This window comes from Prevotella sp. 20925_1_30 (genome assembly GCF_041433025.1).
In the GTDB taxonomy this organism is placed as follows: Bacteria; Bacteroidota; Bacteroidia; order Bacteroidales; family Bacteroidaceae; genus Prevotella; species Prevotella vespertina.
Genome location: NZ_JAPWAR010000001.1, coordinates 21,887 through 35,952 on the forward strand (window position 1 = coordinate 21,887; position 14,066 = coordinate 35,952).

Annotated in this window: 11 protein-coding genes; 6 read left to right on the forward strand and 5 right to left on the reverse strand. The window is 42.8% G+C overall.

Going from position 1 to position 14,066, the window contains the following annotated elements:
• Window positions 1-324: 324 nt before the first annotated feature.
• From O3603_RS00090 to O3603_RS00115, 6 genes are all read left to right on the forward strand, one after another.
• Window positions 325-3,237 carry a leucine--tRNA ligase gene (locus O3603_RS00090; RefSeq protein WP_371519389.1) on the forward strand — a complete coding sequence of 971 codons (2,913 nt, stop codon included), beginning with the start codon at window positions 325-327 and terminating at the stop codon, window positions 3,235-3,237.
• 69 nt (window positions 3,238-3,306) lie between these two features.
• Window positions 3,307-4,293 carry a YitT family protein gene (locus O3603_RS00095; RefSeq protein ID WP_371519391.1) on the forward strand — a complete coding sequence of 329 codons (987 nt, stop codon included), beginning with the start codon at window positions 3,307-3,309 and terminating at the stop codon, window positions 4,291-4,293.
• Window positions 4,294-4,306: 13 nt separating this feature from the next.
• Window positions 4,307-4,888 carry a non-canonical purine NTP diphosphatase gene (locus tag O3603_RS00100; protein ID WP_155715022.1) on the forward strand — a complete coding sequence of 194 codons (582 nt, stop codon included), beginning with the start codon at window positions 4,307-4,309 and terminating at the stop codon, window positions 4,886-4,888.
• A gap of 13 nt (window positions 4,889-4,901) precedes the next feature.
• Window positions 4,902-5,798, forward strand: coding sequence for a glycosyltransferase family 2 protein (locus tag O3603_RS00105; protein WP_288954041.1), 897 nt, complete (start codon window positions 4,902-4,904; stop codon window positions 5,796-5,798).
• Window positions 5,799-5,822: 24 nt separating this feature from the next.
• Entirely contained in the window at window positions 5,823-7,841 is a 2,019-nt protein-coding gene (locus O3603_RS00110; protein WP_371519395.1) for a Por secretion system protein, read from the forward strand.
• 73 nt (window positions 7,842-7,914) lie between these two features.
• Window positions 7,915-8,889: an acyltransferase family protein gene (locus O3603_RS00115; RefSeq protein WP_371519398.1), complete on the forward strand. Its 975-nt coding sequence runs from the start codon at window positions 7,915-7,917 to the stop codon at window positions 8,887-8,889.
• A 221-nt stretch (window positions 8,890-9,110) separates the two neighbouring features.
• On the opposite strand, the gene O3603_RS00120 is transcribed toward O3603_RS00115, so the two are convergent.
• The 5 genes from O3603_RS00120 to O3603_RS00140 form a co-directional block, all read right to left on the reverse strand.
• Window positions 9,111-11,111, reverse strand: coding sequence for an Ig-like domain-containing domain (locus tag O3603_RS00120; protein ID WP_371519401.1), 2,001 nt, complete (start codon window positions 11,109-11,111; stop codon window positions 9,111-9,113).
• A gap of 79 nt (window positions 11,112-11,190) precedes the next feature.
• Window positions 11,191-12,702, reverse strand: coding sequence for a GH3 auxin-responsive promoter family protein (locus O3603_RS00125; protein ID WP_371519403.1), 1,512 nt, complete (start codon window positions 12,700-12,702; stop codon window positions 11,191-11,193).
• A gap of 360 nt (window positions 12,703-13,062) precedes the next feature.
• Entirely contained in the window at window positions 13,063-13,281 is a 219-nt protein-coding gene (locus O3603_RS00130; RefSeq protein ID WP_036894771.1) for a hypothetical protein, read from the reverse strand.
• Entirely contained in the window at window positions 13,278-13,754 is a 477-nt protein-coding gene (locus O3603_RS00135) for a DUF3990 domain-containing protein (protein WP_273540056.1), read from the reverse strand. Before O3603_RS00135 ends, O3603_RS00130 begins: the two co-directional genes overlap by 4 nt.
• Window positions 13,751-13,978, reverse strand: a complete 228-nt coding sequence (locus O3603_RS00140) for a DUF3791 domain-containing protein (RefSeq protein WP_273540057.1) — start codon at window positions 13,976-13,978, stop codon at window positions 13,751-13,753. The genes O3603_RS00135 and O3603_RS00140 overlap by 4 nt, the downstream gene beginning before the upstream one ends.
• Window positions 13,979-14,066: the final 88 nt, after the last annotated feature.

Genomic DNA, 14,066 nt, shown 5'->3' on the forward strand with positions numbered 1-14,066 from the left:
CCCCCATCCCCTCTCCGAATGGAGAGGGGCGTGAATAGTGTTGTTTGCAAATGAAGGGGGCGTTTCTTCGATGTGAAGAGACGCCTTCTTTGTTTTGAAGAGGGCGTTTCTTCCATGCGAAGAGGGCGTTTCCTTGATGTGAAGAGACGCCTTTTTTGTTTGTAAATAACGCTATTCACTCCCCTCTCCATTCGGAGAGTGGTTGGGGGTGAGGCTTTTTTAGTGTTTTAATCGTTGGTCGTTAAGCGAATTAAAGACTGGTAAATAGCATTAGTATCGAATACTTTTTGTAAATTTGCACATTAGTTATAACAAGTGAAAAGAATGGAATACAACTTCAGAGACATTGAGCAGAAATGGCAACAGAAGTGGGTTGATTTGAAGACTTACAAGGTTGTTGAAGATAAGAATAAACAGAAGTTCTACGTGCTAAACATGTTCCCTTACCCATCTGGGGCAGGCTTACATGTGGGTCACCCGTTGGGTTATATAGCCAGTGATATATATGCTCGTTATAAGAGACTCAATGGTTTTAACGTCTTAAACCCCATGGGTTACGATGCTTATGGGCTCCCCGCAGAGCAGTATGCCATACAGACTGGACAGCACCCAGAGGTTACTACGAAGAAAAACATAGCCCGTTATCGTGAGCAACTGGATAAGATTGGCTTCTCATTCGACTGGGATAGAGAGGTAAGAACGTGTGACCCGCATTACTACCATTGGACTCAATGGGCATTCGAACAGATGTTTAACTCCTATTACGACAATCGTTTGCAGAAGGCGCAGCCTATTTCTCAACTCGTAAAGCACTTTGAAGAGGAGGGAACTCTCAATCTCGACGTGGCTAAAAGTGAGGAGTTTGTATTCTCAGCACGCGACTGGATGAGCATGGATGAGTATGAGCAACAGGAGAAACTGATGAACTATCGCATTGCTTACTTGGGTGAGACGATGGTGAATTGGTGCCCTGGTTTGGGTACAGTGTTGGCTAATGACGAGGTTGTCAATGGTGTTAGCGAGCGTGGCGGATACCCAGTTGTGCAAAAGCTGATGAAGCAGTGGTGCCTAAGAGTGTCTGCTTATGCCCAGAGACTATTGGATGGTTTAGAGAAAATAAACTGGTCTGATTCTATTAAAGAGACCCAGAAGAACTGGATAGGACGCTCGGAAGGAACAGAGGTGGAGTTTAAGTATGTTACTCCAAATGGTTCTGAAGGACAGAAAGAAGGAAAGTTTACCATCTTCACAACGCGTGCCGACACGATGTTTGGCGTCACTTTCATGGTTCTTGCACCAGAGTCTGAACTCGTAGTAGAGCTTACCTCGGATGCACAGAAAGCTGAGGTGGAGGATTATCTGGCTTATGTAAAGAAGCGAACAGAGCTTGAACGAATGTCAGATCGTAAGGTGACGGGTGTCTTCTCAGGCTCTTATGGTATTAATCCATTCACTGGTGAGCAGCTTCCTATATATGTGTCTGAATACGTATTAGCGGGCTATGGCACTGGAGCAATTATGGCTGTGCCTGCTCATGACAGCCGTGATTATGCCTTCGCAAAGCACTTTAACTTGCCAATCGTACCTCTGATTGAGGGTGCGGACGTGTCGGAAGAGAGCTTCGATGCGAAAGAAGGAATCGTTATTAACTCTCCTGCGGAAGGTAAGGAGGCAGCTTTGGAGGGTTTCTCACTCAATGGACTCACGGTGAAAGAGGCTATCGCAAAGACGAAGAAGTTTGTTAGTGAGAGAGGAATCGGACGTGTGAAGGTGAATTACCGACTGCGTGATGCCATCTTCTCACGCCAACGCTATTGGGGAGAACCATTCCCTGTCTATTATAAGAAAGGGATGCCTTACATGGTACCAACGGACTGCTTGCCGCTGGAGTTGCCTGAGATAGATAAATATGAGCCTACCGAGAGTGGCGAACCACCATTGGGTCGTGCGAAGATGTGGGCTTGGAGCGAGAAAGAAAACAAGGTTGTTGATAAGTCATTAGTAGATGATGAGACCGTATTCCCGCTTGAGTTGAATACAATGCCAGGTTTCGCAGGTAGTTCGGCATACTATCTTCGCTACATGGATCCGCATAATAACGATGCACTTGTGGGTCGCGAGGCTGATGAGTATTGGCAGAATGTGGACTTATATGTGGGTGGTACCGAGCATGCCACAGGTCACTTGATATACAGCCGATTCTGGGATAAGTTCTTATTTGATATTGGTTGCAGTTGTAAAGACGAACCTTATGAGAAGTTAGTGAACCAGGGTATGATTCAAGGACGCTCTAACTTTGTTTATCGAATCAATTCCGATGACCACTCAAAGGCTCCTGTCTTTGTTAGCTTAGGGCTGAAAGACAAGTATGAAACTACTCCTATCCATGTCGATGTGAATATTGTTCATGCTGATGTACTCGATGTTGAGGCTTTCAAGGCATGGCGTCCTGAATACAAAGATGCCGAGTTTATCTTTGAAGATGGTAGTAAGTCGGCTGATAGAACATCGAATGAGAGTGCCGCAGGTAACGCTGTTTACAAGTGTGGTTGGGCGATAGAGAAGATGTCAAAGTCCATGTTCAACGTTGTCAATCCAGATGATATTGTGGAGCAGTATGGCGCTGATACACTTCGACTCTACGAGATGTTCTTAGGTCCGGTAGAGGCTAGTAAGCCTTGGGATACCAATGGTATTGATGGATGTTTCCGCTTCTTAAAGAAGTTCTGGAAGCTTTATCAACAGGAACTGAACGATGAGGAGCCATCGAAGGAGTCGTTGAAGAGTGTGCACAAGCTCATCAAGAAGGTGACAGGAGACATTGAGCAGTTCTCTTACAACACGGCTATTTCAGCGTTCATGATATGTGTTAATGAGCTAAGTCAGCAGAAGTGCGCTAACAAGGAGCTGTTGAAAAAGCTGGTAATTGTCATTGCGCCATTTGCACCACACATGGCAGAAGAGTTGTGGGAGCAGTTGGGTGGTGAGACAAAGAGCGTTTGTGATGCCGCTTGGCCAGCTTGGGACGAGTCTTACTTGGTGGAGAATGAAGTGCAACTGACTGTTTCTTTCAATGGTAAAGCACGTTTTCAAATGACTTTCCCAGCTGATGCTACAAAGGAAGACATCGAGAAGAACGCATTAGCAGACGACCGCAGTAAGCATTACATAGATGGTAAAACAATCGTAAAGACCATCGTTGTACCTCGAAAGATTATCAACATCGTTTGTAAGTAACTAATATCTAAACCAGAGAGGATGTGTGTTTACACTGCACACATCCCCTCTATATACCTTTTAAGACCTATGACTATTAATCAACAGCTTATCCGTTCAGAAGCAAAGGATTATCTCTTTCTTACGATGGGACTGCTTCTTTATGCCGTTGCCTTCACTATCTTCCTCCTTCCTTATGAGATTGTTACGGGTGGAGTAACGGGTATGTCCGCCATTGTTTACTATGCAACTGGATTCAAGATAGAGAACACTTACATGATAATCAACATCTCCCTGTTGGTTGTCGCACTAAAGATTCTGGGCTTCAAGTTTATGATGAAGACCATATATGCTATCTTCGCGCTCTATTTCATGCTGAAGTTTGCACAAGACCTGATGCCTGTTGATGCTCATGGACACTTCATTAAGGTGCTTGGGGAAGGGCAGGATTTCATGTCATTGATTATTGGCTGTTGTATAACAGGTACTGGTCTTGCCATCGTCTTCTTAAATAATGGAAGTACAGGAGGCACTGATATCATCGCAGCATGCGTCAATAAGTATCGCGACATATCGTTAGGACAAGTGTTGATGGGCGTCGATATATTGATAGTAGGTAGTTGTCTCTTCTTCCCGCAGTTTGGTTCTATGGTCGACCGATTGCATAAGATGGTCTTTGGATACTGCACTATGTTCATCGAATGCTTCATGCTTGACCATGTAATGAACATGAGAAGGGAGTCAGTACAGTTCCTTATCTTCTCATGGAAACATGAGGAAATAGCCAAAGCTATCGTCGATGAGACGGAGCACGCCCTTACTATACTCGATGGACACGGTTGGTACACAGGCAATGACATGAAGGTTATATGCTTACTAGCGAAGAAGAACGAGAGTAAAACTATCTTCCGTCTTATCAAGATGGTTGACCCTACAGCCTTCGTAAGCCAGAGTTCGGTTATAGGAGTGTATGGCGAAGGCTTTGATCAGATAAAGATTAAGGCAAAGAAGGATAAGAGGAAGCAGATAGAAAAGCAGATGGAAGCTACTGAAAGGGCTTCAGTAAATAAAGTATAAATGAATTTTTGAGATGAAAATAGTATTTGCAACGAATAATAAACATAAGCTTGAGGAGATCAAGGACATCTTAGGTAAGGACTTTGAGATTGTTTCTTTGGCTGAAATAGGCTGTCATGAGGATATTCCAGAGACGGGTTTAACATTGGAGGAAAATGCTCGCCAAAAGTCAACCTACATCGTTGAGCATTACAATCACGATTGTTTTGCGGATGATACGGGGCTTGAGGTGGATGCTCTCAATGGTGAGCCTGGTGTTCATTCAGCCCGTTATGCTGAGGGAACCGACCACGATAGCGAAGCAAATATGCGTAAGTTGTTATCGAAGATGTCGAATGTTAAGGAGCGTACAGCACGTTTCCGCACGGTTATCTCATTAATCATTAATGGTGTAGAACATCAATTTGAAGGGCGTGTCGAAGGGCGTATTGCAACCGAGAAACATGGTAAAGAAGGCTTCGGATATGACCCTATTTTCATCCCAGAAGGCTATGACAAGAGTTTTGCAGAGCTTGGCGAAGAGGTGAAGAATCAGATTTCTCACCGTGCAAGAGCCGTTAAGAAGCTCGCAGAATACCTTTCCTCATCTTGCTAAAGCATTCATCTACGTGCTATCAATACTCCTTCCTGTTTATAAATGTAGCTGTGTGGCTTTGGTAACAGAGCTACAACGGCAATGTGTGGAGTGTGGTATTGCGTATGAGATTATCGTGGCTGACGATGGGACAATGGCTGATACTACGAATCAGTACATCGTTGAGTGTAACAAAGTCATTGGTCAGTTAGAGGGCGTGCGGTATATTATAAGGCAGGAGAATGTCGGTCGGTCAGCCATTCGCAACTTCCTTTTCTCACAGTCAAAAGGTGATTGTATTCTCTTCATAGACGGTGATTTATCCCTTGATAACCCCGATTTCATTCGTAGATACACGCAGGCAGAAAGCGATGTGGTCGTTGGTGGCATCAGAATAGGTGGCAATCCAGAACAATGGAAAGGGAATCTTAGATATAAATATGAGTGTGCTTTCGAACGAAAGAATAGTTTGAGTGATAGACAGAGGAGACCTTTTCAAAGTTTTCGCACTACTAACTTTATGGTAAAAAGAGCGGTCTTTGTCCAACACCCATTTGACGAAAAGCTCACTCATTATGGTTATGAAGATGTATTGTGGGGTAAGGCTCTTGAAGAGAACGGGGTTCAGATAACCCATATTAATAACCCCATAACCCTAACCGACTATGAGAATAACACTTTGTTTATAGATAAGACGGAGGAGTCTTTACGAACTCTTTATGAGTACCAAATGCTATTGAAAGGATATTCTAAGTTGTTAGAAATGAAAGATAGGATGGTACGATTTCATCTAGTGAAGGCTATTCTAATAGTTCATAAATTGTTCGGTGAGAAGGTAAAGAAGCTTTTGCAAGGCAATAAACCGAGTGTCTTTCTGTTTAATGTATATAAGCTCATGTATTATTTAAGCCTTGAGCAGCAAGCAAGATAATATTCATTTCGACAAGAACCCACTATGACAATAAAACGAATTATCCTATCTTTTATCATTCTCATATCCTCTCTCTCTGCTATTGCAGGAGGTATCGGGACATGGAAGTCTTACCTTTCTTATGCCAACATACAATGGGTTGAGCAAGGAGGCAATCGGTTATATGTACTTGCATCTAATGCCCTTTACACCTATAATAAGGCTGATCAAAGTATTCAGACATACGACAAACAGAACGGACTAAGCTCTATTGACATCCGATTCATTGGTTGGAACGAAGTTGCCAAACGCCTTGTTATTGTCTACGAAGACAATAATATCGACCTAATGGACGCTAAGGGGAACGTTACGAACGTACCCGACTATTACTTAAAGGCTTTGACTTCCGACAAGACTATCTATAGTATTGATATGAATGGGGCTTATTGCTATCTCTCAACAGGCTTTGGACTTGTTAAACTCAATGTTGCTAAGGCAGAAATAAGCGATAGTTACAACCTCTCTTTCCCAGTTAATTATAGTTATCTGGATGGTTCTTATATCTATGCCGCAAGCCAGTCTAATGGGCTATATCGTGCTTCGTTAACGGCAAACTTGCTTGATAAGAACAACTGGACACGGGTTGGTGGCTATGTGGAAAGACCTAAGACGATAGATGCAAACCTCCTTAATCAAGCGAAAACATTGAGCCCCGGAGGTCCAAAGTATAATGGTTTTACCTATATTCAATACCTTAATAACCGCTTATATACTGTTCCTGGTATGTTTAAATCAGGTTATGGAGATTCTAATACACCTGGTGCTGTACAGATTCTACACGATGATGAGTGGACGAATTATCAAGAGAATCTATCGTTAAAAACGGGCTATGACTATCTTGATAACAATGTTCTTGCAGTCGATCCACGCAATGCTAACCATGTATTTGTTGGTGGAAGGACAGGCTTATATGAGTTCCTTGATGGGCAGTTAAAGGCTTATTATAACAAAGACAACAGCTTGTTACAAGGCGCAATGGACCGAGGACGAGAGTTAGGAAACAACTATGTGCTTATTAATGGGCTCTGTTTCGATAATAAAGGAGACCTTTGGATATTAAATAGTCAAGCCTCCAGAGAGAATCTCTTGCGTCTTTCGGCTGATGGACAGATGACTTCTTTCAGTAAGCCAGCCCTTATGAAGGATGGAGTAGGGGGCTCAGTCCTAACAAGTATGGTCTTTGATAACCGCAACAACTTATGGTTCTGTAATGATCACTGGGGCTATCCGGCTTTGTTCTGTTACCAACCAGCAACCGACAAGTTGCTTTCTTTCACTCGATTTGTCAATGAGGATGGTTCGAACCTAGACTTAGTACCCCATAGCGTGACGCCTTTGTCGAATGGAGATGTGTGGGTTACCACTACTATAGGGCCACTTCTCTTGTCTCGTTCGGCTATTGATAACCCTGAAACAGCCGTCTTTACACAGGTAAAAGTGCCTCGTAACGATGGTACCAACCTTGCTGATTATCTTCTGTCGGGCATTGATGTCACCTGTATGGCTATTGATGGAGGGGGCAGGAAGTGGTTTGGAACAAAGGCAAATGGTGTTTATCTCATCAGTGCCGATAATATGACACAGGTGAAACATATCCTCTCTTCAAATAGTCCACTCCTATCGGATAATATCCTTTCTATCGCTATCAACAACGCAACAGGCGAAGTCTTCTTCGGTACGGACAAGGGGTTATGCTCTTACATGAGTGATGCGACGACACCATCCGACCAACCAAGTGAGGACAAAACATACGCTTATCCGAATCCTGTTAAGCCTGGTTATACTGGTTCAATCACCATTGTTGGACTCTCAATGAACGTTGATGTGAAGATTGTCACTACAAATGGTGTACTCGTTGCAGCAGGTACTAGCAATGGTGGTAGCTTTGTTTGGGACGGCAAGGACAAGTTCGGTAAACCTGTTGCATCGGGTGTTTACATGGTTGAAAGTGCTGATGAAGATGGCAACAATGGTGTTGTTTGTAAGGTGGCGATTGTGAGATAGAGAGGAAATATTAGTGAATTTATAATAATCTGACTATAAGGACACTTATAATGGAGGGTTGTCAATAGAGCAAATGATGGTAGAGAGGGAACGTTGGATAGACATGCTGCGAGGTTTCTGTATGTTGGCAATATTGTTAGACCATACTGAAATCTATTATACAGGAGGTAACCTTATTCCTTATGATTGGTATGTTTCGAATGTTTTAATCGTCTTTTTCTTTCTGTCAGGATACCTCATGTACAAACAGCAAGGCTTTTCTTTGAGGCATAAGCTGACTTCGATAGGGTGCAGTTTACTTCTTCCTTACTTTCTCTTTACCATAGTTTTGGCACTTCCGAAAGCCTTTGTACATGGTCATAGTATAGACTGGGAGAGTTTATTATTTCCTATCTTGACAGGTCGAGCCTCTTGGTTTATAGCTGCCTTGATAGTTTCTGAAGTCGTTTTTAGCCTTTTCTTGTGGATAACTCGTGGAAAAGTTATACCCTTATTCATTCTCTCTTCTTGTGCTTTTGTTGGTTCGGTACTTTTAACGAAACAATCCACTGATTATCCTTGGTGTATCAACAATGCCTTGCAAGCAGTCCTTTTCCTTTATATCGGATGGTTTTATCAATGTCGAAAAGATGTTTTCAACCGTATCAACACACCATTATATACGTCATTCCTCTTTATATTTCTTATAGTAATAAAAGGTTATGCAACGTGCAAAGGGGTGCACACAATGATATACCCAATGGGTATAGACTCTTATTTCCTATTCTTTCTTGATATGTTGACGAGCATTTTCTTACTTGTCAATGTTTGTAAGCAACTGCCAAGGTGTAAGCCTTTAGAGTGGGTTGGAGCGCATAGTATTGTTTATTATTTCGTCTGTGGAGGTGTTCCCCTTTGCTTATCTTTAGCACTTGAGAAGGTGGATTTAGGCTATCATGGAGCTTATTATAGTGTACTGATAGCCTATGCTTTGGTCTGCATAGTGGCAAGCTGTATTGTAGCAATCGTCTATCGCTACTTGCCATTTATGCTTGGAAAGCTTCATTAAGCCTTATCTTTACCTTGTATGAGGCTATAACTGCTATAGAGGTATAAACTCACAATAAATGAAGAAACGCCCTTTTGAGGGCAAAGAGAGCCTCTCCTTGATGCAAAGAAAGCCTCTCTTCAAATTGAAGAAAGGCTCTCTTTGTTTTTTAAAGCGGGTTTTCTCTTATTTCTTTAGTTATTAAGAGGGGGTATAGATGAGGCTTAGGATTGGGTGAAAATCTACTTTTTAGGCTCAGACCTCTTATCCTTTACCTTCTTAATCTTTACCTTCCCTTGTAGTATATCTTCGCTTGGGAGGTCTATACCGAGGCTGCGGGCACGCTCCAGATTACGACTCCTTGCCTTACGCTGCGTATCTGCCTTCTGCTTAGTAATTGCTCCAGGCTTCTGTTGATAGAGCGGTAGAAGGCGTGGATTCCACGTTCCTTGCACATCACGTTTCGCTTTGCACTCTATGGATTTGGGGTAGTAATACACCGCCTCAGGCTCTCGCTGCGTTGCATAATCACCTCCGTCCCACTTACCGTTATCGTTATCATCGACAATGAGACGCATGTAGTACGTGCCAGGCTTTATGTAGTAGAAGGTCGCCTTATCGTCTTTTGCGGTTGTTTCCCTTACTGGTTTATCGCTTTCGTTGAGCAGTTGTACGAGGCAGTTCTTGCCCTTCATGCCCTCAAGAGACATCACCAAGGTGCCATACTCATCAATGGAAGGGATGCGAATACCCTGTTTGTACTTCTTAGAAAGCCTCCCGTAGATATCCGTGAAGGCTGCCGAATCAAGCTCCAAGCTGTATTCTTTGCCCGTATCCCACGCACTGACGAGTTGTAACTGACGTGGTTTTCCAGGTTCAGTACCCAACTGGTACTTCGCTCGATACCATGAGCTGTCCACCTTCTCATAGAGTTGTATCTTGGAAGTATCGATCTTCTCTATTGGAGCAGCAATCTCGAAGGATAGATTCTGGTCTGGGCTCATCTGCGACGGGACGTTATATTTCACATCAAGAGGCTTTGCTGGCATTGCAGTCTCATACGCTTTCCCACGTTCCTTAGCCTTATCTTGCTTCTTTTTCCACTTGTCGTATTCCTCTTGTTGGCTCTTCAAGCGCTTTGCATAAGGGGTTTTGGCGAGTAGCTCAAGCGTCTCGGTCTGTGGAACAAGCCTCCCCGTGCTGTCCGTCATATTGTAAGTCATCTTCATACGTAGGGTGTCTTGATTGATAAGCGCAGAGTCACGAAGCCAATAAGTAATGGTGTCTTGGTTCATACTTGGCTCTTCCAAGAAGGCATCCTTAGCGTTGAAATTCAGTGGAGTAAGCTGTGGTAGGCTCGCATCTCCATAGCTAAAGAAGAGCGTGAAGTGGTCTGCATCCTTTCTTTCTGCCTTTATGAAGTATCGATCCGTTTGTACTGCTGTGAAGGCAGAGAGCGTTACGTCGTCTGGAAGAAAGTGGGTGTAAGGCACCTGCTTAATGTCTTTGATGTGCAAAGAGTCCGTCCATAGCGTGTCTTGTCGTATGTCCGGCTTCCACGAAGGCATGATAACTTCAGGCGTGAAAGCAATCTCCTCACTCTTTTGATTGTACATGTAATTGCCGTCCGCATCCTTTAGTGCATAGATGCGATAGTCTCCTTTAGCAACACCACGTATCACAAAGTGCCCCCGACTATCGGTTTTTGAGACGCGCAACATCGGTAGTTTTTGGAAAGCAGTGTCACTCTGATTGCTGTAAAGACCCACAAGTATCCCCTTGATAGGCTCCAGATTCTCTGCTTCCAACACATAGCCAGATACTTCGAGAGTATCAATATGATCGCCAGTAGAGAAGCTGTAAGTGTAATTACCTAGTGGATTGCCCTCGTTGTTATCGGAGATTGCATCCGAGAAGTCGATAGTGTAGGTTGTATTCGGCTGTAGTTTGTCTTGCAAAGCGACGGAGATATGCTTGCCTTGAGCCTTTATCTCTGGTGCTTCTAGCTGTGGTGGAGACACAACAACCTTCTCTGATGCGTTCTCTAACTTGATGAACTCATCGAAAAAGATGTTCACTTTCTTACTGTTTACATCGGTTGCTCGATCAGAGGGAGAGGCTCCAACGACCTTAGGAGGTGTCTCGTCAAACCATCCACCATCGGGTTGTCCCATCTTAGCACACGACACTAACGATAGGAGAAGGAGGGTTATAAGACTATATGCGAGTGTTATTTTCTTCATATCTTATTGAACTTTTATAGTCAATGAGGGGTGTATGCCGAGCATTCTATGCGGGTATTTATAATCAAGAAGAGCGTATTTACTCGTTCATTGTCAGTAATTCTTCAAGATTAGAACGGCTGTTTGACAAGCGAGGAATCTTGTGTTGACCACCGAGCTTACCCTTTGTTTTCAGCCAATCATTGAAGAGGTTCTTACGAGCGACAATGATTTCGAGGGGCTGAAGGGTCACATTATGATAGCGTTTAGCCTCATAATCGGAGTTTATCTCTTGTAGTTTGTTATCGAGGATAGTGGCAAACTCTGCAATAGATGCTGGTTCTTTTGCAAACTCAATGAGCCATTGGTGTCGGCACTTAGCCTTTGCATCCATATAAATAGGTGCTGCGGTATAGTCTAATATTTGCGCTCCTGTAGCTTTACAAGCGGCATCAAGTCCCTTTTCAGCATTGTCCATGATGAGTTCCTCACCAAAGGCATTGATGAAATACTTGGTTCTTCCGGTGATAATAAACTTATAAGGACGGGTGGAAGTAAACTGTACTGTGTCGCCAATCTCATATCTCCAAAGACCGCAGGAGGTACTAATCAGCATGGCATAGTTGCGTCCAACCTCTACACCAGATAGTGGGACGATGTTCGGATGCTCGTTTCCAAACTCGTCCATAGGCAAGAACTCGTAGAATACTCCATAATCAAGCATGAGCGACATACTGCTATCTGAAGGGTCATCCTGTATTCCGAAGAACCCTTCCGAGGCGTTATATGTCTCCATATAGTTCATTCCCTGCTTTGTAATAAGCTGTTCGTATTGTTCACGATAGGGTGTGAAAGCAATGCCACCATGGAAGAATACCTCCAAATTAGGCCATACTTCTTCAAGATGTTGTTTACCACTTAGCTCCATGACACGCACTAGTACGGATAGCATCCATGATGGTACTCCAGAGATATTAGTGATGTTTTGCGTAAGAGTTTCACGTGCTATTCGATCGCGTTTCACCTCGAAATCGCTTAGAAGAGCAGTCTCTTTCTTTGGTACACGCACAAAGTTAGCGAGTGGATTGATATTCTCAATGAGTATTGCACTTAGGTCTCCAACAAGTGAGTTGCGCAAGTTGTAATTGGGAGAATGACTACCCCCAAGGATCAAACCTTTGCCATTGAAGAGTTTACTCTCAGGGTGATTACTAAGGTAATAAGCAATTACATCCTTACCTCCTTGGTAATGAATGGTTTGCAATCCTTCGTGAGTTACGGGGATAAACTTGCTCTTGTCGTTTGTAGTTCCTGATGACTTAGCATACCATCTAACCACTCCTGGCCATAGAATATCACGTTCTCCATGCCGCATTCTATCGATGTCATCCTTCAGTTCTTCATAGGTGTTGACAGGCACGTTATGCACGAAATCATCATAAGAAGTGATGGTTGAGAACAGATGTTTGCGTCCGTATTCTGTATCTTTAGCCTGTTCTATAAGGTATTCCATAACCTCCTGCTGGATAGCTTCACTATCAGTAGTATAGCGTTCTAGCTCCTTGCGACGTGGTTGGAAGTATAGTTTGTTTACTAAACTAGTAAGACTCATTCAAATTTCATTGCTTGATTAAATTGCAAAAGTACGCCAAAAATGCTATATGTTAAGGCTTTTCTATCTTTTTAACATTGCAATATGCAGTCTAAAAAGTGGTTTGTTAGTGTTTTTCACGTTGTTATTAACACGCCATTTAGCCGTTTCTAAGGGTTGGAATGGTTAACAGAAAGTCTCCTAAAGTTCCTCTGAAAGAAGGGATGTAAAGCCCCAATCAATCTCGCAAGTAGGGGAGGAATAGTTAACGGGATAATGTACTGTAAAGAAGGAACGGCTTTCTTCGATTTGAAGAGAGGCTTCCTTTGATGCAAAGAGACGCCCTCTTCAAATCGAAAAGGGCGTCTCTTTGGTTGTCGCTTATTGCATTTTCCCTGTTAGCAATTCCTTGTTAAGATAGTCATAGACGTATCCAGTACTTTGGAAATAAAGCCCAGTTCGGGTGTCTTTGAGCTTTTCGTATGTGTCAGAATTATAGAGAGTATCAACTGCCTCTTGCATATTCATGTCCTTATCAGACATGAGTTTGAGAATGAGGTCACGTGTTATACACTCAATCATATAGTTTGTTTCGTTCATAAGCGTTTAAGTAGTTGGATGGACTGTTGGGTTCCGAAGAAGTATTGAAAGGTTATTCCTTTCATGTACTTCAGCCTTTCTAGGAAAGTTTCGAAGGTTATCTCTTGTTCTATATAGCGTCTGATCTGTAATCCGACACGGTCATTTGCAATTGGACCAATGACAATATCACAGTCATGTGTACTTCCACCATCTGCAGAGTTGCGGTTGGCAAAAACGAACTCAGCCCATTCCTTGGTATATCCTTCAAATCTTTTGACCTTTAGGTTGGGGTTATCTAATTGCTTTTCGTCAAACTCATAGACATTTAAAATAGGTTTACCACCATTGGTAAAGGTCTTATATTCTGCCATCTCAAGGGCTTGTTGCTTGTCAGCACTTAGGTAGAAGCCTTTACCAAAGTCCTTGTTTGGTTTGGACTTAGCAAAGTCTATGACCGTTACTATCTGATTGGAACCATGGTATAAGGTCATACTAATGCTCCTCCTTGCCTTTGACAGAATGTTATTAAGTCATTGATAACGTCTCGAAAGCTCTGCGTGTGCATTACACCATAGAACCGATCAATGAGATCAATAGCCTTATATCGTTTCAAATATCTATATGCTTGTTTGTCAGTGAGATTCTTTCTTTTTGCAAACTCACTGATGATAGCAACGAAATATTCCGCTTTGTTCTTTGTTTCTTCCTTATCCATAACTCTGTTTTAAGCTATAAATACTAATGAAAATAACCCTTAATAGAGGAAGTTAAGTTTGCTTTTAGCACCATTCTCCTTTGATCCT